General features: G+C 69.9%; 26 protein-coding genes. 15 read left to right on the top strand and 11 right to left on the bottom strand.

Annotated elements, in window-relative coordinates:
- Positions 1 to 19: 19 nt before the first annotated feature.
- Both NIE111_RS18680 and NIE111_RS18675 read right to left on the bottom strand, forming a co-directional pair.
- Entirely contained in the window at positions 20 to 526 is a 507-nt protein-coding gene (locus NIE111_RS18680) for a mycothiol transferase (protein WP_238685614.1), read from the bottom strand.
- Positions 523 to 1,554 carry an aldo/keto reductase gene (locus tag NIE111_RS18675; protein WP_238685613.1) on the bottom strand — a complete coding sequence of 344 codons (1,032 nt, stop codon included), beginning with the start codon at positions 1,552 to 1,554 and terminating at the stop codon, positions 523 to 525. The genes NIE111_RS18680 and NIE111_RS18675 overlap by 4 nt, the downstream gene beginning before the upstream one ends.
- Positions 1,555 to 1,677: 123 nt before the next feature.
- On the opposite strand from NIE111_RS18675, the gene NIE111_RS18670 reads away from it, so the two are divergent.
- Positions 1,678 to 3,231, top strand: a complete 1,554-nt coding sequence (locus NIE111_RS18670) for an ArnT family glycosyltransferase (RefSeq protein WP_238685612.1) — start codon at positions 1,678 to 1,680, stop codon at positions 3,229 to 3,231.
- Between the two features lie 29 nt (positions 3,232 to 3,260).
- Here the strand turns inward: NIE111_RS18670 and NIE111_RS18665 are convergent, their stop codons facing one another.
- Complete coding sequence (locus NIE111_RS18665) at positions 3,261 to 3,740, bottom strand: RrF2 family transcriptional regulator (RefSeq protein WP_238685611.1); 480 nt, start codon at positions 3,738 to 3,740, stop codon at positions 3,261 to 3,263.
- 126 nt (positions 3,741 to 3,866) lie between these two features.
- On the opposite strand from NIE111_RS18665, the gene NIE111_RS18660 reads away from it, so the two are divergent.
- The gene (locus NIE111_RS18660; RefSeq protein ID WP_238685610.1) at positions 3,867 to 4,607 is read left to right on the top strand and encodes an SDR family oxidoreductase; all 741 of its coding nucleotides are present in this window, start codon (positions 3,867 to 3,869) and stop codon (positions 4,605 to 4,607) included.
- Positions 4,608 to 4,693: 86 nt separating this feature from the next.
- Here NIE111_RS18660 and NIE111_RS18655 read toward each other — a convergent pair whose 3' ends face one another.
- Both NIE111_RS18655 and NIE111_RS18650 read right to left on the bottom strand, forming a co-directional pair.
- The gene (locus tag NIE111_RS18655) at positions 4,694 to 5,278 is read right to left on the bottom strand and encodes a GNAT family N-acetyltransferase (RefSeq protein ID WP_238685609.1); all 585 of its coding nucleotides are present in this window, start codon (positions 5,276 to 5,278) and stop codon (positions 4,694 to 4,696) included.
- Positions 5,278 to 6,531 (bottom strand): MFS transporter, encoded by a 1,254-nt coding sequence (locus NIE111_RS18650; protein ID WP_238685608.1) that lies wholly within the window; start codon positions 6,529 to 6,531, stop codon positions 5,278 to 5,280. Before NIE111_RS18650 ends, NIE111_RS18655 begins: the two co-directional genes overlap by 1 nt.
- Positions 6,532 to 6,659: 128 nt before the next feature.
- On the opposite strand from NIE111_RS18650, the gene NIE111_RS18645 reads away from it, so the two are divergent.
- The 7 genes from NIE111_RS18645 (at position 6,660) to NIE111_RS18615 (ending at position 11,031) form a co-directional block, all read left to right on the top strand.
- The gene (locus NIE111_RS18645; protein ID WP_238685607.1) at positions 6,660 to 7,598 is read left to right on the top strand and encodes a LysR family transcriptional regulator; all 939 of its coding nucleotides are present in this window, start codon (positions 6,660 to 6,662) and stop codon (positions 7,596 to 7,598) included.
- A 41-nt stretch (positions 7,599 to 7,639) separates the two neighbouring features.
- Positions 7,640 to 8,257, top strand: a complete 618-nt coding sequence (locus NIE111_RS18640; protein ID WP_238685606.1) for an alpha/beta fold hydrolase — start codon at positions 7,640 to 7,642, stop codon at positions 8,255 to 8,257.
- Positions 8,258 to 8,483: 226 nt separating this feature from the next.
- Positions 8,484 to 8,867, top strand: a complete 384-nt coding sequence (locus NIE111_RS18635) for an ArsR/SmtB family transcription factor (protein WP_308193704.1) — start codon at positions 8,484 to 8,486, stop codon at positions 8,865 to 8,867.
- Complete coding sequence (locus NIE111_RS18630; RefSeq protein WP_238685604.1) at positions 8,867 to 9,355, top strand: SRPBCC family protein; 489 nt, start codon at positions 8,867 to 8,869, stop codon at positions 9,353 to 9,355. Before NIE111_RS18635 ends, NIE111_RS18630 begins: the two co-directional genes overlap by 1 nt.
- Before the next feature lie 4 nt (positions 9,356 to 9,359).
- Complete coding sequence (locus NIE111_RS18625; RefSeq protein ID WP_238685603.1) at positions 9,360 to 9,920, top strand: dihydrofolate reductase family protein; 561 nt, start codon at positions 9,360 to 9,362, stop codon at positions 9,918 to 9,920.
- A gap of 111 nt (positions 9,921 to 10,031) precedes the next feature.
- A complete protein-coding gene (locus NIE111_RS18620) occupies positions 10,032 to 10,493 on the top strand; it encodes an HNH endonuclease (protein ID WP_238685602.1) in 462 nt (153 codons plus the stop codon).
- 13 nt (positions 10,494 to 10,506) lie between these two features.
- The gene (locus NIE111_RS18615) at positions 10,507 to 11,031 is read left to right on the top strand and encodes a hypothetical protein (RefSeq protein ID WP_238685601.1); all 525 of its coding nucleotides are present in this window, start codon (positions 10,507 to 10,509) and stop codon (positions 11,029 to 11,031) included.
- 96 nt (positions 11,032 to 11,127) lie between these two features.
- Here NIE111_RS18615 and NIE111_RS18610 read toward each other — a convergent pair whose 3' ends face one another.
- Positions 11,128 to 11,814: a Type 1 glutamine amidotransferase-like domain-containing protein gene (locus NIE111_RS18610; protein WP_238685600.1), complete on the bottom strand. Its 687-nt coding sequence runs from the start codon at positions 11,812 to 11,814 to the stop codon at positions 11,128 to 11,130.
- 89 nt (positions 11,815 to 11,903) lie between these two features.
- Positions 11,904 to 12,575 (bottom strand): nucleoside/nucleotide kinase family protein, encoded by a 672-nt coding sequence (locus tag NIE111_RS18605; protein WP_238685599.1) that lies wholly within the window; start codon positions 12,573 to 12,575, stop codon positions 11,904 to 11,906.
- Between the two features lie 328 nt (positions 12,576 to 12,903).
- On the opposite strand from NIE111_RS18605, the gene NIE111_RS18600 reads away from it, so the two are divergent.
- Positions 12,904 to 13,689, top strand: coding sequence for a phosphotransferase (locus NIE111_RS18600; RefSeq protein WP_238685598.1), 786 nt, complete (start codon positions 12,904 to 12,906; stop codon positions 13,687 to 13,689).
- A 211-nt stretch (positions 13,690 to 13,900) separates the two neighbouring features.
- Here NIE111_RS18600 and NIE111_RS18595 read toward each other — a convergent pair whose 3' ends face one another.
- Positions 13,901 to 14,362, bottom strand: coding sequence for a winged helix-turn-helix transcriptional regulator (locus NIE111_RS18595; protein ID WP_238685597.1), 462 nt, complete (start codon positions 14,360 to 14,362; stop codon positions 13,901 to 13,903).
- A 128-nt stretch (positions 14,363 to 14,490) separates the two neighbouring features.
- On the opposite strand from NIE111_RS18595, the gene NIE111_RS18590 reads away from it, so the two are divergent.
- Together NIE111_RS18590 and NIE111_RS18585 are read left to right on the top strand one after the other, a co-directional pair.
- Positions 14,491 to 15,159, top strand: coding sequence for a DUF899 domain-containing protein (locus NIE111_RS18590; RefSeq protein WP_238685596.1), 669 nt, complete (start codon positions 14,491 to 14,493; stop codon positions 15,157 to 15,159).
- Complete coding sequence (locus tag NIE111_RS18585) at positions 15,156 to 15,683, top strand: pyridoxamine 5'-phosphate oxidase family protein (protein ID WP_238685595.1); 528 nt, start codon at positions 15,156 to 15,158, stop codon at positions 15,681 to 15,683. Before NIE111_RS18590 ends, NIE111_RS18585 begins: the two co-directional genes overlap by 4 nt.
- 93 nt (positions 15,684 to 15,776) lie before the next feature.
- Here NIE111_RS18585 and rox read toward each other — a convergent pair whose 3' ends face one another.
- Together rox and NIE111_RS18575 are read right to left on the bottom strand one after the other, a co-directional pair.
- A complete protein-coding gene (rox, locus tag NIE111_RS18580; protein WP_238685594.1) occupies positions 15,777 to 17,255 on the bottom strand; it encodes a rifampin monooxygenase in 1,479 nt (492 codons plus the stop codon).
- Positions 17,256 to 17,451: 196 nt separating this feature from the next.
- Positions 17,452 to 18,165, bottom strand: a complete 714-nt coding sequence (locus NIE111_RS18575) for a TetR/AcrR family transcriptional regulator (protein ID WP_238685593.1) — start codon at positions 18,163 to 18,165, stop codon at positions 17,452 to 17,454.
- An 85-nt stretch (positions 18,166 to 18,250) separates the two neighbouring features.
- Between NIE111_RS18575 and NIE111_RS18570 the strand changes: the two genes are divergently transcribed.
- Positions 18,251 to 19,114 carry an NmrA family NAD(P)-binding protein gene (locus NIE111_RS18570; protein WP_238685592.1) on the top strand — a complete coding sequence of 288 codons (864 nt, stop codon included), beginning with the start codon at positions 18,251 to 18,253 and terminating at the stop codon, positions 19,112 to 19,114.
- A 540-nt stretch (positions 19,115 to 19,654) separates the two neighbouring features.
- Positions 19,655 to 20,131 carry a hypothetical protein gene (locus tag NIE111_RS18565; RefSeq protein WP_238685591.1) on the top strand — a complete coding sequence of 159 codons (477 nt, stop codon included), beginning with the start codon at positions 19,655 to 19,657 and terminating at the stop codon, positions 20,129 to 20,131.
- A 12-nt stretch (positions 20,132 to 20,143) separates the two neighbouring features.
- On the opposite strand, the gene NIE111_RS18560 is transcribed toward NIE111_RS18565, so the two are convergent.
- Entirely contained in the window at positions 20,144 to 21,127 is a 984-nt protein-coding gene (locus tag NIE111_RS18560; RefSeq protein WP_238685590.1) for an AraC-like ligand-binding domain-containing protein, read from the bottom strand.
- 103 nt (positions 21,128 to 21,230) lie between these two features.
- Between NIE111_RS18560 and NIE111_RS18555 the strand changes: the two genes are divergently transcribed.
- Positions 21,231 to 21,806 carry a maleylpyruvate isomerase N-terminal domain-containing protein gene (locus NIE111_RS18555; RefSeq protein WP_238685589.1) on the top strand — a complete coding sequence of 192 codons (576 nt, stop codon included), beginning with the start codon at positions 21,231 to 21,233 and terminating at the stop codon, positions 21,804 to 21,806.
- The last annotated feature ends 82 nt before the right edge of the window (positions 21,807 to 21,888 follow it).

Here is a 21,888-nt window from a genome sequence, read left to right as displayed (position 1 = left end):
CATTATCGGGCCGACGGCCTCACTCACCGGTCGGGCCGCCCGCGAGTTCGGCGACCACGTCGAGGTGACCCAGGTGACGGGCGTACTCCTGCACCAGGTGGAACAACACCCGCTCCAGCGACGCCGGGTCCGCGCCTCTCCAGCGCGGGCCCGGCGCGCCGATCTCGGCCAGGTCGTGCGCCGTCACCACAGCCGTGGTGTGCGCGCCCTGCGCCCGCAGCGCCGCCACCAGATCCGCCCGGGTCTCGTCAGGAGCGACGTACCAGCGGTCGTCGCGACGGTCGCCCCACGGCTCGGCGACGTCCCGGCCCTGGAAACCCCACTCGATCCAGCGCAGCTCGACGTGGCGCAGGTGGGTGAGCAGCTCCAGTGGGGTCCACCCGGACGGCAGCCGACTGCGCCGCAGTTCCGGCTCGGCCAGCGCCGACACCTTGGCCACCGCGGACTCCCGGAAGTAGTCCAGGTAGCGCAGGAAGACCTCGGTGCGGCTGCCGGCCGGGTCGGTGGGCTCAGGGAACGAGGTCATGATCCGGCCGGCAGGTCACGGCCGCGCTGACGCACCCCGGCAGCGCCGTACGGGTAGTCGCCCACCAGCGGGGCGCTCGCCTCGTCCAGCAGCCGCATCTGCTCGGCGTCGAGGACCAGGTCGGCGGCGGTCAGGTTGTCGTCGAGCTGCTCGGTGGTCCGCGCGCCGAGGATCACCGAGGTGACCGCCGGTCGGGCCGCCAGCCAGGCCAGCGAGACCGCCGACATGGACATGCCACGGTCCTCGGCGATCTGGCGGACCGCGTCGAGCACCCGCCAGGTGCGCTCCTCGGCGTTGCGACCCGCGTACGCCTCGACGCCGCGCTGCGGGTTCTCGCCGAGCCGGGTCGCGCCGGTGGGCGTGCTGTCGCGCTGGTACTTGCCGGTCAGCCACCCGCCGCCCAGCGGTGACCACGGCAGGATGCCGATGCCCTCGTTCTCGCAGACCGGCACCAACTCGAACTCGATTTCCCGGGCCAGCAGGTTGTACTGCGGTTGCAGGGTCACGATCGGGGTGAGGTTGAGGTGCTGGGTGAGCAGGGCGGCCTTCTGCAACTGCCAGCCGGTGAAGTTGCTGACCCCCGCGTAGCGGATCTTGCCGGCGCTGACCGCGTCGTCGAAGAACCGCAGCGTCTCCGGCAGCGGGGTCAGCGGATCCCAGGCGTGCGCCTGGTACAGGTCGACGGCCTCGACGCCGAGGCGGCGCAGGCTGGCGTCCAGGGCGCGGGTGAGGTGCACCCGGGACAGGCCGGCGTCGTTGGTCCCCGGGCCCATCGGGAACCGGCCCTTGGTGGCGATCACCAGGCGGTCACGCAGGTCGGGTCGGCTGCGCAGCCAGCGCCCGATGATGTCCTCGGAGACGCCGGTGGAGTAGACGTCAGCGGTGTCGATGAAGGTGCCGCCGGCCTCGACGAACCGGTCCAGTTGGGCGAAGCTGCCGGCCTCGTCGGTCTCCGCGCCGAAGGTCATCGTGCCCAGACACAGGGTGGACACCACGGTGCCGGTCTTGCCCAGAGTGCGATAGCGCATATCGTCCTTTCGGTCCGAGTGACAAAGCTGATCTTCGCACCCGCCTCGGCCACCCGCATTCGGGACAGTGCCGAACGCCGGTTGGGGCACCCACGCGGCGACGCCGCAGGTCATCATGAGCGGGTGAGCGAGCCCGCGATCGAGATCGACCGACCTCAGCGGCCGACCCAGTCGCCGCCGTCGGGGCGGGCGCCGGAGCCCGGCGCTCGTACCCGTGGCCCGTGGCTGGTGGCCGCCGCGACCACCGTGACGCTGCTGCTTCTCGCGGGCCGTTACGGCTATCACCGCGACGAGCTGTACTTCCTGCTCGCCGGTCGGCACCTGGACTGGGGCTACGTCGATCAGGGGCCCCTGGTCCCGGTGCTGGCCCGGCTGCTCGACACGATCGCCCCGGGCAACCTGGTGGTGCTGCGGACCCCGTCGGCGGTGCTGGCCGGCGGCGCGGTGCTGCTGGTCGCCGCCATCGCCCGGGAGTTGGGCGGTGGCCGGGTCGGGCAGCTCTTCGCGGCGGTGCTCGCCGCGCTCTCCGGCATCGTGCTCGCCAGTGGTCACCTGCTCAGCACCACCACCGTCGACCTGCTGGTCTGGTTGGTCGCGGCGTGGTGTGCGGTGCGGTTGCTGCGCACCGGTGACAGCCGGTGGGCGCTGGGCATCGGGCTGGCGCTCGGTGTGGGCATGCTCAGCAAGCTGCTGCCCGCGCTGCTGGCCGTCGGCCTGGTCGCCGGAGTGCTCATCGCCGGGCCGCGTCGACTGCTGCGCGACCGGTGGGTGCTCGCCGCCGCCGGGATCACCGTGCTGCTGGCCGCGCCGAATCTGATCTGGCAGGCGACAAACGGTTTTCCGCAGCTCGGCGTTGCCGGGTCCATCTCCGACGGTGACAGCTCCTACAGTGGCCGCCTTGAGGCCTTCACCCTCCACTTCGTCATCATCAGCCCGTACGCCGTACCGATCTGGATCGCCGGCCTCGTCGCGCTGCTTCGCCGACCGGCGTGGCGGGCCTACCGGGCGGTGGGCTGGGCGTGGCTGGTGGTGGTCGGCGTCGTGCTGATCGCCGGCGGCAAGGGTTACTACGACGCGCCGTTGTTGCTGGTCCTCACCGGCGCCGGCGCGCTGGTCACCGTGGCGTGGGCGTCGCGCGGGTCGTTCTGGTGGCGTCGGGGGTTGCTCGCGCTGGGCGTGGTGCCGTTCCTGCTGCCCAACGTCGTGCTGCTGCTGCCGGTGCTGCCCGCTGACCGGTTGCCCGGTTTCGTGGTCGACGTCAACTACGACGCCGGCGAGACGATCGGTTGGCCCGAGTTCGCCGACTCTCTCGCGGTCGTCCATCGTGGCTTGCCGCCGCAGGAGCGTTCGCGGGCGGTCGTCCTCACCGGCAACTACGGAGAGGCCGGCGCGGTGGCCCGCTACGGGCCGGCCCGTGGTCTGCCCCGGGCGTACTCGGGGCACAACAGCATGGTCGACTTCGGTCGGCCGCCCGCCGACGCGGACGTGGTCGTCGCTGTCGGCTGGGAGCGCCCCGACCAGCTCTCCACCTGGTTCGAGCAGTGCACCCTCGCCGGGCGGGTGGACCAGCGCGTCGAGGTCGACAACGACGAGAACGGCGGCCCGATCCACGTGTGCCGGGGGCTGCGGCGTCCGTGGGCGCAGATCTGGGACACCGAGGTACGCCACACCGGCTGACCGCGTTCACCCGGCTGTGCCGGGTCGGGTCAGGCTCCGTCGGTCAGCCAGGCCTGGATGCCGACCAGGGCCTCGGGGCCGGAGGTGGCATCGACGTCGCGGGCGAGATCGGCGATCGTGACCGCGGCGAGCGCCTGGTGCCACGCGGCCTCGGCCGCCCACATGGCGCGGGACACCGGACACGGCGTGGTGCAGGCGTCGGCCGGCGTCGCGAACGGGCCGCGCTGGCGGATCTCGGTGCAGACGAAGGCCGGGCCGGGCCCGTCGACGGCCCGGACCACGTCGAGCAGGGTGATGCTCTCCGGTGCGCGGGTCAGCACGTAGCCGCCCGACTTGCCCTGCACGGAGTGGACCAGGCCGGCGCGAGCGAGCGCCTGGAGCTGCTTGGCGAGGTAACTGCTGGAGACGTCGTGCAGCTCCGCCAGCTTGGCCGCCGGAACGGGCGTGTGGCTGACGGTGAGCACCACGCAGCAGTGCAGCGCCCACTCGACCCCACCGGACATCTTCATGACGTCACCCTAGTCACCCCGATACTCGGACTCATTGTGTCCGAGTATAGTTACTCGGACAAGGAAGGTCCGAGTAACTGCTGAACCTCAGCAGTCGGACCACGCCGTCACGGGAAGGTGCATGACATGAAGATCGCCGTACTGGGCGGGACCGGCCTCATCGGGTCGCAGGTCGTCAAGATCCTGCAGGCCGCGGGGCACGAGGCGGTGCCGCTCTCGCCGTCCACCGGAGTGGACCTGCTCACCGGGCAGGGCCTGTCCGACGGGCTCGCTGGCGCCGAGGTCGTCGTCAACCTGACGAACTCGCCGACCTTCGACGAGGCCTCGCCCGCGTTCTTCCAGACGACCATGGACAACCTGCTGGCCGCAGCCGCTCGCGCGGGCGTCGGCCACGCGGTGATCCTCTCCATCGTCGGCGTCGACCAGGTGCCCGACCTGGACTACTACCGCGCCAAGAGCCTCCAGGAGGAGATCCTCACGGCCGGTCCGATTCCGTACTCGATCGTCCGCGCCACCCAGTTCTTCGAGTTCATCGAGTCGATCCTGTCCTGGACGGCCGACGACACCACCGTCCGCCTGCCCAGCACGCCGGTGCAGCCGATGGCCGCCGCCGACGTGGCGCAGGCCGTCGCCGAGGTCAGCATGGGCGCGCCGCTGCGCGGCATCCGCAACGTCGCCGGGCCCGATGTCTTCGCCCTCGACGAGCTCGGGCGGATCACGCTCGCCGCCGGTGGTGACCAGCGCACCGTCACCACCGACAACGGCGCGGGCATGTTCGCCGCCATGTCCGGCGACGTCCTCATCGCAGGCGACGACGCCGTCATCGCGCCCACCTCCTACCGGGAGTGGCTCGCGCGCCGGGCCTGACTGGGCACACCCCGCGTCTCGCGGCGGCGATCGACCGCCGCCGCGACGCGCGGGTACGGCGATACCGTGCTCTCGGCCGTATCCAGTTACTGGCGCGTCCCACCCTGCGACGTGCTGGTCCCGGCCCGCCACTCGTGCGCCAGGATCGCGAAGACGAGCTGGTCGGCCCACTCCCCCCGAAACAGGTAACTCTCGACATGGCGGGCCTCCTGCCGCATGCCGAGTCGCGCCATCAGCCGGGCCGACGCCGTGTTGCGACAGTGGCAGCGCCCGTAGACCCGGTGCAACCCGAACTCGGCAAACCCCCAGGCCAGCATCGCCGTGGCGGCCTCCGTGGCCAACCCGCGACCGCAGTGGTCGGGGTGGAAGACGAACCCGAGTTCGGCGGTACGCTCCAGCCGGCTGCGCCACACCAACTCCACGATCCCGATCACCCCAACGTCGGTGACGACGGCCACCGTGAGGCAGTCACCCTCCGCGCGCCACGCGTCCTCGCCCGCCATGGCGAGCACCGACACCCGCGACTGCTCACGGGTACGCGGCTGCGCGCCGAGCATCCAGCGCACGACGTCGGGTCGACGCTGAAACGCGTACACGTCGTCCAGGTCGTCGATAGTGACCGGGCGCAGGATGAGCCGTGCGGTGCGGATCGGGTAGGTCGGTTGGAACATCACGCGATCGTAGAGACCCGTGCCGAGTGTGCCGGTGTCCGTCGATCGGCGTCCGGGCGCCGGGGCAGCAGCAGCGGGCTCGCGAGGATCACCAGCCCCGCGACCGTGATCGCCGTACGTGGGCTGGTGGCCTGCGCGAGCAGCCCACCGAGCGCGCTGAGGCTAGCGATGGCCGCGCTGCTGCCGATCGACCAGGCAGAGAGGGTACGGACGATGCGATCCTTCGGAGTCTGTTGAAGGCGGTAGGTGGCGAGCACCGGGTTGTACAGGCTCATGCTGATGATGATCGCGAACTCGACGGCGATCACCGTGGCGAGACCGACCACGCCGGGTTGGACGAACGCGAGGCCGATCAGCCAGATCGCGCGCAGCGTGCCCACGGTGCGGATGATCCGGTGTTGGCCGTGCCGAGCCACCACCCGACGGGCCAGGCGTGACCCGATGAGGCCGCCGACGCAGGGTAGGGCGAAGGCGAGGCCGTACTGCCAGGGCGGAAAGCCCAGCTCGCCGAGCAGGAGCACTGCCAGCAGCGGCTCGGTGGCCATGATCAGCCCGGCGACGAGCAAATGGTTGAGGTAGAGCGCCCGCAGACCGGGGTGGGTCAGCAGGTGCCGCCAGCCGTCGAACAGCTCCCCGGCCCGGACCCGGCCTGCGCCGGTGCGCCGGGGGTGGTCTTCGTGGCCGCGGATGGCGGTGAGGCCCACCGCGGAGAGCAGGTAGCTGAGCGCGTCGGCCACGACGGTGACGACCGGCCCGAACAGGCCGACCGCCGCGCCGCCCAGCGGCGGCCCGAGCGCGATCGAACTCCAGGTCGTCGACTCGAACCGCGCGTTGGCCACCAGCAGGTCGTCCGGCCGCACGAGGGCCTTGAGGAAGGCGCCGCTGGCCGCGTTGAAGGCGATCTTGGTGGTGGCGAGCACGGCCGAGACGACCAGCAGCTGCCCGAAGCTGAGCCGGTCCAGCGCGTACGCGACGGGGATCGTCAGCAGGACCACGAACCGGGCCAGGTCCATCGCGATCATCACCCGCCGCTTGCGGTGGAACTCCACCCACGGCCCGAGCGGCCACGCGATCAGCGCGCCCACCGCCGGCCCCAGCGCGGCCAACACGGACACCTGGGCGGGGCTGGCCCGCAACACCAGCACGGCGATCAACGGCAACGCCCCGAATCCCAGCCCCGAGCCGTAGGCGCTGACCGCGTACGACGCCCACAACCAGCCGAACGGCCGTCCCAGGGAACGTCTCGTTGACAAGCCCACACCTCCCGCTCCCGACAACTTGCCGTTGACCGGTGTGATCACAGCAAGGCCGGGGACCATGGATCAAACAACCGCATGGGCGGTGAGCCACAACCAGACGTTGTGTCAGTAGGGTTCGGCGGGTGAATCTCGACGCCGTCCGCACCTTCGTCGCCGCCGTCGACGCCGGCCAGTTCCAGGACGCCGCCACGGCACTGTCGATCACCCAGCAGGCCGTCTCCAAGCGCATCGCCGCACTCGAGAAGGACCTCGGGGTACGGCTGTTCACCCGCACCGCGCGCGGCACCCACCTCACCGTCGACGGTCAGACGTTCCTGCCGCACGCCCGCGAGCTGCTGCGGGCCGAGGCACGCGCCGACGCCTCCGTACGCCCCGGCCGCCGGGCACTGCGCGTCGACGTGCACAGCCGACGGATCGCACCGGCGGTGCTGCTGCAGGACTTCCACCGCGCGCATCCCCGCATCGAGCTGGACGTCGTCACCCTCGACGCCGACGTCCACGCCGCGATGGCCGCCGTCGAGGCGGGAACTGTCGACGCCACCTTCCACGCCGTCACCGTCGCCGCACGCCACCTGCCGTCCGCCATCAGGACCACGCGCGTGATCGACGAGCACCACGAGTTGCTGGTCGGCCCCCGCCACGCGCTCGCCAACGCCCGCACCGTCACGCCCGCACAACTTGCCGACCACCGCATCTGGATGCCCGGCATGGCCCCCGGCACCGAATGGGCCGACTACTACAACGAACTCGCCGCCGCGTTCGGCCTCACCATCGACCTGGTCGGACCGGTCTTCGGCAACGAGGCGCTGCTGGCCGAGATCGCCGACTCCACGGAGCTGGCGACCCTCGCCGGCGAGCGCACCCGGTACCTCTGGCCGGACAGCTACGACCTCCGACGCGTGCCGGTGCGCGACCCGGCCCCGATCTACCCCATGTCCCTCATCTGGCGCGACGACAACCCGCACCCCGCGCTGGCCGCGCTCCGCGACCACCTCGGCTCCCGGCGGGTGCGGGCACCCGGCACCGAGGTCTGGCTACCGGCATGGGCGCACCTCAGCTAGCAAGGTCGGCGGCCACCTGATCGTCGTGACGTGCCGACGACATGCTCGGGCTGCTCGACGCACTCGGTTTGGACCGGGCGGATGTGGTGGCCCTCGACGCCGGCGTGCCCGCCGCCTTCCTGCTCGGCGTACGGCACCCGACCCGCGTCCGCCGACTGGTCCTCATGGAGGCTGTGCTGCCCGGCCTGCCGGGCGGATTCGCCACGCCGCCGTGGTGGTTCGGCTTCCACTCGGCCCCCGGGCTGGCCGAGACGGTGCTGGAGGGTCACGAGGGCGAATACCTGGACTGGTTCCTCACGGCGGGGACCTACGAGCGCCGGGGCGTGCCGCCGGAGATCCGGGACGCGTTCGTCCACGCGTACACCGGCCGCGAGGCGCTGCGCCGCGGTTTCGGCTACTACCGGGCGGCGGAGCAGAACGCGGCAGCGATCCTCGCGGCGGGACGGCTGACCGTGCCCACCCTCGCCGTCGGCGGCAACACGGTCGGCGACCTCCTGCACCACCAGTTGGCCCCGGTCACCGACGAGTTGACGGGAACGCTCGTCGCGCGCAGCGGCCATCTCGTTCCGCTCGACCGTCCAGACGCCGTTGCGGAGCTGATCCTCGCGTCCCACGACGCCAGCGGCACCGAGCACCGCGACGGTCTCTCCCGGCCGTAGGCCCGCTCGCCAGGACCGGTAGCCACACCGCGAGCCCGGCGTTGCCCAGTGCCGGCGGCCACCGCCGAGTCGGTGCCCGCCGGCACCTCGACGAGGCTGCGCGTCTACCTGCGGTGGTCACCGCGATGTCTCGGCGTGTTGACAGGCGTTCAGCCGGCACTACATTTAACGTGTTGGTTAAGTGAGGTGGGAGGCTCTGGTGTCTGGCAGCGATCAACTCAGCGCGGTGTTCTCGGCGCTCGCCGACCCGACTCGACGGGCGATCCTCGCCGAACTGGCCGACCGCGACGCCACGGTCACCGAGCTCACCGCTCCGTTCCCGATCTCGATGCCGGCGGTGTCGCGGCACCTGAAGGCCCTTGAGCGCGCGGGCCTCATCTCACGCACCCGGTCGGGGAAGTTGCGGATGAGTCGCATCGAGGCCGCCCCGCTGCGCGAAGCGGCCGAGTGGATCGAGCGCTACCGGCGGTTGTGGGATACGTCCCTCACCCGCCTCGACGCCCACCTCGCGGCCGTCCAGGCCGCTGGTCGCCCAACGGATCGAACGGCCCACGGCGCGGCGATTCCCGACAGCGAATCGCCGAGCAAGCCTCACGACAAGGAGAATTGATGGACAACGACAAGCCGCCAATCGTCATCTCACGCGTGGTGGACGCGCCACGGGAGCTGGTCTACCGGGCTTTCACCGACCCGGACCACCTGGCCGCATGGTGGGGGCCGATCGGCAACTCACTGCCCCGCGAGGAGATGGACTTCGACGTCCGGCCTGGCGGCTACCAGCGGTGGACCGAGGTCTTCCCGACCCAACCCGGCCTTCGAGTCGCCGTCCACATCGACCTCACCGACGTCGTCGACGGCGAACTGCTCGACGGCGTCGCGCACGTCACCGGGCAACTGCCGGAGGGCATTGAGCCGCACGAGACGAGGATGCGGGTCGAGTTCCACGACGAGGCCGATGGACGGACGCGCCTCGAGATCCGTCAGTGGCTCCCGGGGCGGGTGGTCGGCCCCGCCGACCAGGGTTGGAACGAGGCCTTCTCCAAACTGGACGCCACACTGCGGAATGCCCACCCCGCCGCAGTGCACGTCGAGGTGTAACGCCATGGCCAAGCTGATCTACGTGACGAACGTGTCCCTCGACGGTTACATCGAGGACGAACACGGCAGGTTCGACTGGACCCCACCCGACGACGAGTACCTCACGTTCATCACCGACCTGGTTCGGCCCATGGGCACCTACCTCTACGGCCGGCGTCTGTACGAGTCGATGGCCCTCTGGGAAACCGACCCTGCCCTGGCTGCACACTCGAAGCTCACCGCCGACTTCGCCGACGTCTGGCAGGCAGCGGCCAAGGTCGTCTACACCACCACCCTGGACGCGACCTCGACCGCCAGGACCCGGCTCGAACGAAGCTTCGACCCCGCCTCGGTACGCGCCGTGAAAGCCTCGGCCACCAGTGACCTCACCATCGGGGGCGCACATCTCGCGGCGCAGGCATTCCAGGCCGGGCTGATCGACGAGTGTCACCTGCTGATCCATCCCATCCTCACCGGCGGAGGCAAGCCCGGGTTGCCCAGCGGCACCCGCCTTGACCTGGAGCTACTGGGCAACCGCCGACTCAGCAGCGGTGTCGTCCACCTGCACTACCGCATCCGCACCTGAGACGGTCGCCGGCGTCACCGGCCTCACAGGATGTCGGTGACGCCGACTGGCCGCCGAGCAGGCACGCAGGCGTCGTTCGACGACGCCGCAGGACGTGGGTACGGTGACACTGTGCTCTCGGTCGTGAAGGGTCTGTCCCGGTACCACACCGAGGAGTCGCTGCGCTCCCACCTGCTGGAGCGCTCACATCGCACCGAGAACGGCTGCCTGGTCATCGAAGGTTACGGGCGGCGACGCGGGGTGCACCAGAAGGTCGCCGGCCGCGCCTGGGCGCACATTGCCGCGTACGTCGTCCTCGTCGGCGGGTACGACCCCGCCCTCGACGTCGACCAGACCTGCGGCGCCGCCGACTGTATCGAGCCGACACATCTGCGCCAGCTCAGCCGGGCCGACGCCTGCCGCAGCCGCAACCAGTTGGCACAGTGCCGCAACGGCCACGACCGTGAGATCGACCAGGCCACCGGCCGGTACCGTCGGGTCTGTCGCAGTTGCAACCGGGAGGCCCAGCGCCGGTGGCGTGAACGTGAGGCCGCCGAGGTGGCCCAGGCCCGCGCCGCGTACGGCCGCTCGTAGCGATCGTCCTGAGATGACCAGTTTCCCCGCGACCGCCCGCCGGGTGCGTGACGAAAGCCTCAGCCCTCGACGGCGCCGGTCGCACCTACGGGACTGCCTCTACCACTTCGCGCCGTACGGCTTCCACGCCACCTGGCATCACCTGGCGACCCGGCACCGCATTCCCCGCGACATCGAAGCCGATCCCCCGTCGCTGGTCCGGGCCCTCGGTGAACTCGAGACAGCCCGCGCTCTGGTGCTGGCAAGGGCAGTCGCCTTCGCGGCCCAGCGGCGACTGCAGAAACAGGCGGGCCGACGAACCCCCACAACGCCGCATCCGTGGGACTCGTGGGGTTGCCACGACATCGCCTACTGCCCCGATCCGCAGAAGCATCCCACCGACGTGCTCTCCATCGTGGTGGAGCGGGTGCTCGATGCGTACGCCGCAGGGGTCGACCTGGCCGGACGATGCCTGGTCTGCGGCGACGAGGATTCCCGCCCGGGAAGGGCCTGCCGAAACTGCGGCGTCGTACCCGACGGGTATCGCAACTCGGTCTGAAGGATCAGGAGCAGTGCGGTTGCCGCGGTAGCAGGCGCCCCCGCAATCCGGTGACCAGCAAGCGCGCTCGCGTCGGTGTCTGACGGGACGTCTCGGTCAGGGGTCGATCAGTCTCCAGTCTCCTTCGGAGATGACCTCGACGGTGCCATCGACCACCTTGATGGCGGTGTTGTCGTCGATGGCGTAGGTCGGGACCGGGATTCCGGACGCCCACTTCTGAATGTCGGACAGCTCGGTGTCCTCCATGTCCGGATGATTGAGGTGGGGGTACAGCGTGAAATCCACCAGTCCCAGCGCCCGGTCGGCACCCTGCGCCATGTCGCTGCCGTCGGGGACGAATTGCCTGTCGAATTCGGCGTCGCAGTTGTACGGGGTGACCGCGATGCTCCCGGCGCTGACCCCCACATAAACCGTGTCACTCAGCGACGGCAGGAGGTCGGCCAGGCCCGACTGGCGCATCCAGTAGGTCAGGTACAGCACATCGCCGCCCCAGACCAGGAGGGCATCGGCCCCCCGCACCGCCGGGACCCAGTTCTCTTCTCGAATGGTCGGCAGCGCGGTGAGCTCCAACACGCCCAGGGATTTCCAACCGAGCTCAGACAGCGGGATCGAAGGTCGGCCGTGGATCGCCTTCCACGCCCTTTCGCCTCCGCCGGGGAAGGGGTAGACACCAGTGGGGACGAACAGGGCTGTGGCCTCGGCGATCGGTTTGCCCAGCAGGTCGACGAGCGCGTCGGAGATGCTCGGGTTGCAGATGCCCGACGACGTGAGAAGAAACTTCATCGATCCGCTCTCCTCAGCCACCCAATGACGGCGATCACGTTACCCATGAGAACCAGCGTCCCGGCTCGGCTCGTTCTCACTCATCTCGATCATCGTCGACCGATGTCGGCCTTGGCGAGGACCGGTCGGCTCACATCCTGGTTGTCGATGACGACGTCCGCGCGTTCGTGCGGCGCGCAGGCGGCGAAGTACAGCCGCTGGCCGCCGACGTAGCGGCCGAGGCTGGGATGTTCGGGATCCGCATGTGAGCCGTCGCGTCGGGCCATCCGTGCGACGGTGACCGCGAACGGCGCGTCAAGGAAGACGGAGAAGTCCCAGAACTCCATCAACTCGTCACGGTGCAGGAACAACCCGTCGACGATGAGCACCGTGCCAGGCGCCGCGGTCCGCCACGGAAGGTCCAGGGCCTCGTCGGTCCGAAGATCGTGGGCAGCGGGACGGTAACGGCGAGAGCCCTCGGGACCGAACGGCTCCAGCGCGTTGTGGACGAGGGCTTCGTAGTCGTAACTGTCGAGCCAGAAGCCTTCCGGCGAATCCTGGCCCCGGCGACGCCGCACAGCACGACGGTGATGAAAGTCGTCGGCCGACACGTGCACGACAGGACGTCCCCGGCCGCTCAGCACCGCCGCCATCTCGCCGGCGAACGTGGACTTACCCACCCCATCGACCCCGTCCACGGCCACCCGTACGCACTGCGGGGCGGGGAGCGTCGGAACCATGTCAGCGACGTCGTCAAGCAACTGCCCCCGCACGAGGCCCACGTCGTTCCTCCGTTCATGACCGGAAGCGCAGCACGTCCCAACGGATCGTGGAAATCATCCTGGCAGACGCCTCACCGGCAGCGGCTTCACATCAAGCCCGTCGGGACAGGACAGTCGGCTTGTCTGGGGCTTACACCATCCTCAGTCGTTAGGCAGCATAACTGTCATTATGGTGCATGTACGCTACGCACCTTTTGTCCCAGCTAATTAGCGGATTATCGTTAATAACAATCTAGTAATCGGCTCCGCGAGCGGCCTCGCTCCTCCGGCGGCAGCCGGGCTCACGAACACGGTGGCTTTGCGTCCCTCACGCGCTGAGGATGTGGGCATGGATGACCACAGCGCGAACGCGGTCGGCGAGCACGAGGAAGCGCTACCCGGGGGCAACATGGGGGGTGCGACACGTGTCGGTGCCACCGTTCGGCGCGGTGCCGGGGCGTGGAGCCCGACGATTCAACGCCTGCTACGACATCTGCATGAGCACGGCGTCACCTGGGCTCCGCAGCCACTCGGGACCGATGAGCACGGACGCGACAGCGTCTCGTACCTGCCGGGCATCGTGCCGCAGTACCCGTTGCCGGACTGGATCTGGAGCGACGCCGTCCTCACCGATGCCGGTGTCTACCTCGGACAACTTCACCAGGCCAGCGCCAGCTTCGACACCGTCGGTGGAGTGTGGCAGCTCCCGGTGCGGCAGCCAGCTGAGGTCATCTGTCACAACGACTTCGCGCCGTACAACATGGTCTTCACCGACCGGCGGCTCACCGGAGTCATCGACTGGGACACGGCCTCGCCCGGTCCCCGGTCGTGGGATCTTGCCTACCTCGCCTACCGACTGGTGCCGCTGGCCCATCCCGACAACGGCGACGCAATCGCCAGTGACCTGGGCGAGCGGGCACGTCGGCTGCGCCTGCTCTGCGATGCCTACGGCTCGGCCCACGACCCTGCTCACGTCCTTCAGGTCGCAGCCCTTCGGCTACACGACCTCGCCGCCTTCACCCAGGCCCGGGCAGATCAGGGCCAGGAGGACATTCGCGGTCACGTCGGGCTCTACCGACGCGACGCGAGGTGGATCACCGCGAATGCCGATCGGCTGATCCTCGATGACACCTGATCAGATAGGCCGCCCAGCATCAACCTTGCGCGTGCGGCACCGCAGCCACCATCGCCTGCGCCCGGACTCCTACCGAGCCGCCCACGCCGTGTTCGTCGACGCCCGGGCCGACCTCCGCCCGGCGCGGCTGCTCGCAGTGTGCTGGCTGGTGGCCGCCGTCGATGGGACCCGCTCCGCATGCGGATCACGGTGGTGTTGACCGATCCGATGGTCAAGATCTTGGGTCGGCTCCGGGCCCGGGCAACAGATCGATGTCCGTAGCCCGCATGGGCTGTTCGCACTCCGAGCACCGTAGTTCCACGTGACTGATCTTGCCGCAGGCGTGGTGGCGGTAGAGCACCGGCGGGCCGGCCTCGCCCGCCGTCCACCGGTCACCCCACCGCACCATGACAAGCAGTAGATCACAGAGCTCCTGCCCCTTGTCGGTGAGCAGGTATTCGTGCCGGACCGGCCGGGCGGAATACTCACGCCGGGCCAGGACGCCCTGTTCGACCAGCCAGTTCAGCCGCTCGGCGAGCACCTTGCGGGACATGCCGAGTCCGCGCTGGAGTTGTTCGAAGCGGTGCGTGCCGCCGTAGATGTCCCGCAGGACCAGCGGAGACCACGGCTCACCGATGATGTCGAGGGTGCGGGCGATCGAGCACGCCATGGCGCCGAACTGCGTTCGCTGCATGACGCCACGATACGCAAGATGGTTCCTTCAGGGAACTGACTCTGTTAGCGTCGCATCAGTCCATCTCCTTAAGGAACGGACTGGTCTATGCCCCCTCCACACGCGTCTGGAAGCCGAAAGAGGCCCGCATGAACCATCCGCCGATCGTGTCGACCGAGGACTGGCAAGAGGCAGTGAACACCTTGCGCGTCCACGAAAAGGCACTCACCCGCCAGCTCGACGCGGTAGCCGCGGCACGTCGCCGGCTGCCGATGACACCGGTCGAGCAGGAGTACGTGTTCGAGGGCCCGTCCGGGCCTGTCAGTCTGACCGACTTGTTCCAAGGCCGTCGCCAGCTCATCGTGTACACCTTCATGTGGCGTGGCGTCGACGCTGTCTGCTCCGGCTGCTCGCTGTTCACCGACAACGTCGGGCACCCGGCCCACCTCAACGCCCGCGACGTCACCCTGGCGTTGACGTCCCATGGCCCACTGGACGACCTGCTGGCGCTGCGGCGGCGAATGGGTTGGACCCTGCCCTGGTACTCGTCACTGAACAACAGCTTCAACGCCGACATGGGAACCGGCGACGGATTCGCGCTGAACGTCTTCCTCCGTGCCGAGGACCGGATCTTCCGCACCTACACCACCACCGCCAGGGGCGTGGAACGCCTCGGCAGTAACTGGACCTTCCTCGACCTGACGCCATACGGCCGACAGGAGACCTGGGAGGACTCGCCGGAAGGCTGGCCGCAGACCCAGCCCTACCAGTGGTGGCGGCTGCACGACGAGTACGACACGACAGATGATGCGTCATGACAGTCGACACGCCAGTCGCTGAGCTTCTCTTCCGGCAGGACGATGCAACACCCTTCAACACCGACGTGGCGACACTCAAGCCCTGGAGCCAGGCATTGGCCTGTCTGGAGTCCGCGCACAAGTGTTGGCTGTCCACTGTCGGACCGGACGGCCGCCCACATGCCGCGCCGGTGATGGTGGTGCTGGTGGATGGGGTGCCGCGCATCGCGAGCCGCCCGACCTCCCGCAAGAGCCGGAACCTGGCCGGCAACCCCCGTGCTGTCATCACGGTGAGCAGCGACGACCTCGACCTGGTGGTCAGCGGTGGAGCTCACCAGGTGTCGGGCGGCACCGCGCTGCGCCGGGTGGCCGCCGCCTTCGCGACAAAGTACGACTGGACGTTCGCCATCAGGGACGGACGAGTCCATGACGAGAGTCTGCCGGGATCGCCCGAGTATGCCTTCTACGAGGTCTCCCCCGTCCGGGCTTTCGGCTACGGCCCGGACGGGCTGACCGCGACCCGTTGGCGGTTCCACCAAACCTGAGTGACCGGGCTCGGGGCGTCGCCCCGAGCCCGTCCGCCGATGGTTGGTCTGGGCCACACTTTTCACCTCGATGCCGAGGCCGGTGGCCTGAGATCAGTGGGCGGGCTCGCCGAACCAGCGGGAAAGGTGGTCGTCCAGGTCCCGCTGGCCGTCGCCGATCCAGGCGACGTGGCCGTCGGGGCGGAGCAGGACACCCGGAACGTCCAGTGCCGCAGTCGAATCCGCGACGTGATCGACCCGGTCCGACCAGCCGCCGACGGTGAGGCGTTCGGTGCGGTCCAGCAGCAGACCGCGGCCGCGGTGCAGCAGACCGTAGAGGTGGCCCTGTTTCACGTCCAGGTCGGGCAGACGGCGACCGAGCAGGTCGGGGCCGGGGCCGAAGTCGTAGCGGATACCGATGGCGGTGATCTTCTCCAGCAGATGGAGGTTCACCTCGTCGAAGTCCATCAACTCGATGAGCAGCCTCCGTACGGCCTGGGCACCCGGTTCGGTGGACAGCAGCTCCGTCTGGGCGCGGGTGTTGTCCAGCACCGCCTCGGCGACCGGACGGCGTTCGGCCTGGTAGGTGTCCAGCAGTGCCTCCGGCGCCCAGCCGCGGATCCGCGCGGCCAGTTTCCAGCCGAGGTTGAACGCGTCCTGGACGCCCAGGTTGAGGCCCTGTCCACCGATGGGCGGATGGATGTGCGCCGCGTCGCCGGCCAGCAGCACCCGCCCGACCCGATACCTGTCGGCCAGCCGGGTGGCGTCGCCGAAGCGGGACAACCAGCGCGGGGAGTGCACGCCGAAGTCGGTCCCGGCGATGGCGCGCAGCTGGCGTTTGACGTCGTCGAGGGTGGGCGGTTCGGCGCGGTCGCTGACCCCGGTGGCGGGGACCAGGACGCTGTAGACCCCGACGCCCGCGGGCCGGAGCCAGAACCGCTGGTGGGTCTCGCGGATCTCGGCCACCTTCGCGGCGATCTCCTCCTGCGAAACGCCCACCTCCATTTCGCCCATCAGGCTCTCGGTCCGTGCGGGTTCGCCGGGAAAGCCGACGCCGAGCAGTTTGCGCACCGTGCTGCGCCCGCCGTCGCAGCCGATGAGGTAGCACGAGCGCAGCTGTTCCCCGTCGGCCAGCTCGACTGTCACACCCTCGTCGTCCTGCTCGAACCCGGCCACCGCCCGACCGCGCCGGACCTGCGCGCCCAGTTCGATGGCGTGCTCTTCGAGCAGCCGTTCGATGACCGGCTGCGGGATGCCCAGCAGGTAGGCGTACCGGGAATCCAGGCCAGTGGGCGCGGGCTTGGCGATGGCGGCGAAGTAGGCGCTGGCCGGACGCTGCCGCCCGTGCGGGAGGATGCGGTCCAGCAGCCCGCGCATCGCCATCAGCTCGAGACTGCGGATGTGCAGGCCGACGATCCGGACGGCCGACGCCGGTTCGGTCTCCTTCTCCAGGACGAGGACCCGCACGTCGTGCAGTCGTAGTTCGGCGGCGAGCACCGCACCGGTCGGCCCGCAGCCGGCAATGATCACGTCGTACGTGCGGGGCGTGCGATCGGTCGACGGGGGCTCGGCGCTGAATTGCGGAGGGTACATAGGTGTTGCCTTTCGGGAGTGCCGTGTTGGCAAGGCGCTCCCGGCGACACCTACGTCAATCGCCCGACCATGACGGTAAGAGGGAGTACCCACATCGCTACAACGTTCATGGGTCTCACCTCCTCGGGCGGTGTCACGGTCGACTGCAAGCTATCTCGCCAACGTGATCCCGTCGAGTCGTTTCCTCGCCAGGTGATCACGGCGTTGGGTGGGTCAGCGATCGGTGGAGCCACTCGGCCATCAGCGCGCGTTCGGCGTCGGTGAGCCCCGGGAGGTCGGGCAGCACCGTCGCGAAGGTCACCGCTACCGCGTTCGCGCTCGTGTCGGGTGTGGCCGGAGTTGTCGCCAGGATGCTGGTGAGCACGGCCTCGAGCATGGCCTCGACCAGGCCGAGGTCGCGCTGGTCGGCGGGCGTTCCCAGCAGGGTGAGGATAGTTCCGTTGCCCGCAGAGTGGATCATCAGTAGCGCCCGCTCCTCGTCGACCCGCAGGAGGCCGGCTGTGGCGAGTCGCCGGACCCGTCGCCGTAGCACGTCGAGGCCGGCGATCGTCGCCGGCGAGGGTGCGCCGCTCCCCCGGGTAGCGATCAGCGCGTACAGCTCGGGGTTTGTCAGGCCGAACTCCACGTGCGCGCGCCATCCGGCGCGCAGGTCCGCGACCGGATCACCCGTCGCGCCGTCCGCTGCGACCGATTTGCCGCTGACGTAGGTGGCCATGACGTGCTCGGCGACGGCGTCGATGAGGCCGTCCTTGTCGCCGAACAGGCGATAGATGGTCGGCGCCTGCACGCCTGCGGCCTGGGCGACGGCCCGCGTCGTCACCGCGTTCGCGCCCTTCTCCCGCAGCAGTTGGGTCGCCGCCGCGACGATGCCCGCGCGGACGTCGTCGCGGGTGTCCTGCGTCATCACCATGAACCGATGCTAACAGCGTCTTGTTGGCTACGAATTATCGGTGCTAACTTGAGTGGCGTAACACCGATAACAAGGAGTGTTCATCATGATCGTCGTCACCGGTGCCACGGGAAACCTCGGGTCCCAGATCGTCGAGCGGCTGCTCGACCGGCTACCGCCCGACGCGGTGGGCGTGAGCGTGCGCGACGTCGACAGGGCCGCCGGCCTCGCCGAGCGGGGGGTGCGGGTGCGCGCCGCGGACTTCACCGACCCGGCCACGCTGGGGCACGCCTTCGAGGGTGCCGACAAGGTCCTCATCGTCTCCGCCGCCATCCGCGGCTCCGGCGCGTTCGTCGCGAATCGCGCCGCCATCGACGCCGCCCGCGCCGCGGGAGCCGGTCGAATCCTCTACACCAGCCACCAGGCCGCCTCCCGGGACTCACTCTTCGCCGCCCAGCCCACGCACGCCGCGACCGAGGAACACCTGGCCGGACTGGGGGTTCCCTTCACCGCCCTGCGCAACGGGTTCTACGCGAGCACGCTCAGCTTCTCCATCGGCACGGCGTTGGAGACCGGGCAACTCGTGGCGCCGGCGGACGGCCCGGTGTCCTGGACCGCGCACGCCGACCTGGCCGAGGCCGCAGCCGTCGCCCTCACCGAAGACGGCGTACTCGACGGGGTCACGGCGCCGCTGACCGCCTCGGAGATGCTCGACCTGGAAGCGGTGGCCGCCATCCTCAGCGACATCACGGGCCGCGTGGTCGAACGGGTCGTCGTGGACGACGACCAGTGGCGGGCGACCGCCATCGAGCGAGGCATGCCCGCGGCGGCGGCCGACTTCACGCTCGGCATGTACCGCGCGGCGCGAGGAAAGGAGTTCGCCGTGACCGATCCGACGCTGGAGACAGTCATCGGCCACCGCCCGACATCCGTCCGCTCGGTCCTCGAGGCCATCGTGGCCCGGCGGTGAGGGGTTGTCGGCGACACCGCGTGGCGGAACTCCATGTCGACGTCGGGATCGTCGAGTCCGAGTGTGGTGGGGCTCTGGCTCAGGCGGAACGACAGTGGGTGACGGTTCGCGCGGTTGGGCGAAATCCGAGCCCGTGATAGAGGTGTCCGGGCACCGGGTAGGCGGCGTCCCACGGGGGTAGACGACGGCGCGGGTGGCGCCGGCTGCCCGGAGCGCGTGCAGGCAGGCCAGGCTGACCGCGGCGCCGCGTTGCGCTGCCAGGCGAGGTCACCGATGTGCCATCGGCTCGCCGGTGTCCAGGAGCGTTGGACGGCACGCTGCATGGCGATCAGGTCCTCGGGTCCTGAGTAGTCTCGCTGCCGCATCTGCCTCCCTCCGCCGGGTAGAGAACACCCTGCTGACATTCAGGCGCAAGGTCAACTGGTTCGGCCAGCGTCGTCCGCCCGGCGGGTTGCGCGATCGACGCCGCGCTCCGCTCGGCCAGCCCGACTTTCCTCCGGAGTTGACCCTCGACCGGGTTGAGGCCCGACCATCGGCGACATGACCGACCAGGCGACCGTCGACCCGACCATGACCCGCATCATCGAGGCCGTGCAGCTCGGCCAGAGCGGCGCACCTGCCCGAGCCTGTGAGCTACTCACCGTGTTGTGGGACGAACTCGGCCCCACCGGTGACGCCCTGCACCGCTGCACCCTGGCGCACTACCTCGCCGACCTGCAGGACACCACCGAGGCGGAGTTGGCCTGGGACGAACGTGCCCTGGCCGCCGTGTCCGACCTGACCGACGAACGCGCCCAGCGGTATCTGTCCTCGCTCCAGGTCCAGGCGTTCCTGCCGTCGCTGTACCTCAACCTGGCCGACTGCCACCGGCGTCTGGGCAACGTCGGCCCGGCCCGGCAGAACCTCGCCCTGGCCCGTGAACACCTAAAACGGCTACCGGACGACCCGTACGGCGAGAGCATCCGCGCCGCGGTCCGGGACTTCGTCGAGGACGATCCGACCGACCGTCGGCGGTAGCGGTCGGGTCGGTCACCGATCTCGGCGAGCGACGCCCGTGCGGTATTCCTGGGGCGAACGTCCGTAGTGGGCACGGAAGAGGCGGCTGAAGTGGGCCTTGTCCGGGAAACCCCAACGGGCGGCGATGGACTGGATCGACTGCCGCAGCAGCGGGTTGCCGAGATCACGCCGGCACTGCTCCAGGCGCTTGGCGCGGATGAGTTCGGCAACCGTCGTCGCCTCCGCCTCGAACAGGCGGTGCAGCGACCGCGGCGAGATGTGGTGGGCGGCGGCGACGCTGCGAGGGCTGAGCTCGTCACTGTCGAGGTGGCGGTCGATGAAGTCGACGACCCGGGCCCGCAGTGCGGTCTGCCGCGCCTCCGGTGACAGGGTGTCCTCGATGTCGAGGTACTGAGCGAGCGCGGCAGTGAGCAGGTCCACCGCCACCCCGCCCAGGATCTCGGCCTGGGCCGGCTCGAACTGCTCCGGGTGCGCCGCGATGCTGCGCAGGTGGTGGGCCAACAGCCCGCCGACGCCGAGGTGCGACGGCATCGGCGTGGCCAGCAGGCGGCGGAGCCGGTCCGGCGCCAGCGGCAGCGCCGCGTGCGGTATCTGCACGGTGATCGAGGTGGCGGGACCGGGACCGTCCGCGCGATGCCGGGCGACGTGCGGCCGTGCGGTGTCCAAGAGGGTGAAGTGGTTCGCGGCTTCCAGCGTGGACTCGGTGCGGTCCTGGATCAAGGTGCTGTGACCCGTCAGTGGTAGCGCGAGTTGATACACGTCCCCCTCGGCTCGGCGGACCAGTGTCGTGGGCCGGATCGAGTCCAGCGACGGGTAGCGCAGCGAGGTCATCCGGATGCGGCCGAGATCGATGGCCTGCGCGTAGGCCACGAAGTTGTCCAGATGGCCGCTGCTGATGTGCGCCGGCGCGGTCTCCTGGGCGACCAGGGCATACCAGAACGCGAAACGGTCCGCCGGGGGCAGCACCGTCGTGTCCACCACAAGGTTGGGCAACACTCCGTTCGCCTCCCCCCATATGCGAGGATGGATTCTTGCATGCTTCGACTGTCTCTACCCACAACGCGGTTTCCACGCCCGGTGCTGCCCGGCGGGTTGGCGAATGTCGGCGGTGACCGGCGCCGACATTCGGGAGGCGGTCGACGAGATGACCCGGGTGCTGCTGCCACACCGGGAACGCGACTGGTCGGTGCCGGCGGGCTCGCTGAGTTGGAGCTGCTGGACCACAGCGGCGCACGTCGCGCACGACCTTCTCGCGTACGCGGGCCAGGTCACCGGCCGCCCGGATGACGGCTATCTGCCGTACGACCTGCGGGTCTCCCCCGACGCGAGCCCGACGCAGGTGCTCACAGTGGTGCGGGCCTGCGCCGGTCTGCTCGCCGCCGCCGTCGACGCCGCCGGGCCGGAGGCGCGGGCCTGGCACTTCGGCGCGTGCGATCCGACCGGCTTCGCCGCCATGGGCGTGGCCGAGACCGTGCTGCACACCCACGACGTCACCGTCGGTCTCGGCGTGCCGTGGCAGCCGCCGCAGCGGCTGAGCGCGCTGGTGCTGCGGCGACTCTTCCCGGACGCCCCGCCCGGGGCGGCGCCCGAGGTGCTGCTCTGGATGACCGGCCGCGGTGAGCTGCCCGGCCGGACCCGGCGCACCTCCTGGAGCTGGCGGGCCGCGGTCGACTGACTCGCACCGACGGTGAGGGCCGGGTGGTCGCCTTCCGGGCGACCACCCGGTTGGAGCGTCAGGGTCAGGTCCAACTGATGCC

Source organism: Micromonospora hortensis (genome assembly GCF_022230935.1).
Taxonomy (GTDB): domain Bacteria; phylum Actinomycetota; class Actinomycetes; order Mycobacteriales; family Micromonosporaceae; genus Micromonospora; species Micromonospora hortensis.
The sequence above is the reverse complement of the archived record's forward strand: the minus strand, read 5'-3'. Positions and strand labels throughout refer to the sequence as shown.

What these genes read in the sequence shown, in the direction of transcription:
- NIE111_RS18590 (WP_238685596.1), top strand. Translation starts at nt 14,491, where the DNA reads ATGAACCATCCGCCGATCGTGTCGACCGAGGACTGGCAAGAGGCAGTG.
- NIE111_RS18555 (WP_238685589.1), top strand. Translation starts at nt 21,231, where the DNA reads ATGTCGGCGGTGACCGGCGCCGACATTCGGGAGGCGGTCGACGAGATG.
- NIE111_RS18600 (WP_238685598.1), top strand. Translation starts at nt 12,904, where the DNA reads ATGGATGACCACAGCGCGAACGCGGTCGGCGAGCACGAGGAAGCGCTA.
- NIE111_RS18615 (WP_238685601.1), top strand. Translation starts at nt 10,507, where the DNA reads ATGACCAGTTTCCCCGCGACCGCCCGCCGGGTGCGTGACGAAAGCCTC.
- NIE111_RS18665 (WP_238685611.1), bottom strand. Translation starts at nt 3,740, where the DNA reads ATGAAGATGTCCGGTGGGGTCGAGTGGGCGCTGCACTGCTGCGTGGTG.
- NIE111_RS18640 (WP_238685606.1), top strand. Translation starts at nt 7,640, where the DNA reads ATGCTCGGGCTGCTCGACGCACTCGGTTTGGACCGGGCGGATGTGGTG.
- NIE111_RS18675 (WP_238685613.1), bottom strand. Translation starts at nt 1,554, where the DNA reads ATGCGCTATCGCACTCTGGGCAAGACCGGCACCGTGGTGTCCACCCTG.
- NIE111_RS18630 (WP_238685604.1), top strand. Translation starts at nt 8,867, where the DNA reads ATGGACAACGACAAGCCGCCAATCGTCATCTCACGCGTGGTGGACGCG.
- NIE111_RS18595 (WP_238685597.1), bottom strand. Translation starts at nt 14,362, where the DNA reads ATGCAGCGAACGCAGTTCGGCGCCATGGCGTGCTCGATCGCCCGCACC.
- NIE111_RS18680 (WP_238685614.1), bottom strand. Translation starts at nt 526, where the DNA reads ATGACCTCGTTCCCTGAGCCCACCGACCCGGCCGGCAGCCGCACCGAG.
- NIE111_RS18575 (WP_238685593.1), bottom strand. Translation starts at nt 18,165, where the DNA reads ATGGTGATGACGCAGGACACCCGCGACGACGTCCGCGCGGGCATCGTC.
- NIE111_RS18655 (WP_238685609.1), bottom strand. Translation starts at nt 5,278, where the DNA reads ATGTTCCAACCGACCTACCCGATCCGCACCGCACGGCTCATCCTGCGC.
- NIE111_RS18565 (WP_238685591.1), top strand. Translation starts at nt 19,655, where the DNA reads ATGACCGACCAGGCGACCGTCGACCCGACCATGACCCGCATCATCGAG.
- rox (WP_238685594.1), bottom strand. Translation starts at nt 17,255, where the DNA reads ATGTACCCTCCGCAATTCAGCGCCGAGCCCCCGTCGACCGATCGCACG.
- NIE111_RS18585 (WP_238685595.1), top strand. Translation starts at nt 15,156, where the DNA reads ATGACAGTCGACACGCCAGTCGCTGAGCTTCTCTTCCGGCAGGACGAT.
- NIE111_RS18610 (WP_238685600.1), bottom strand. Translation starts at nt 11,814, where the DNA reads ATGAAGTTTCTTCTCACGTCGTCGGGCATCTGCAACCCGAGCATCTCC.
- NIE111_RS18625 (WP_238685603.1), top strand. Translation starts at nt 9,360, where the DNA reads ATGGCCAAGCTGATCTACGTGACGAACGTGTCCCTCGACGGTTACATC.
- NIE111_RS18660 (WP_238685610.1), top strand. Translation starts at nt 3,867, where the DNA reads ATGAAGATCGCCGTACTGGGCGGGACCGGCCTCATCGGGTCGCAGGTC.
- NIE111_RS18570 (WP_238685592.1), top strand. Translation starts at nt 18,251, where the DNA reads ATGATCGTCGTCACCGGTGCCACGGGAAACCTCGGGTCCCAGATCGTC.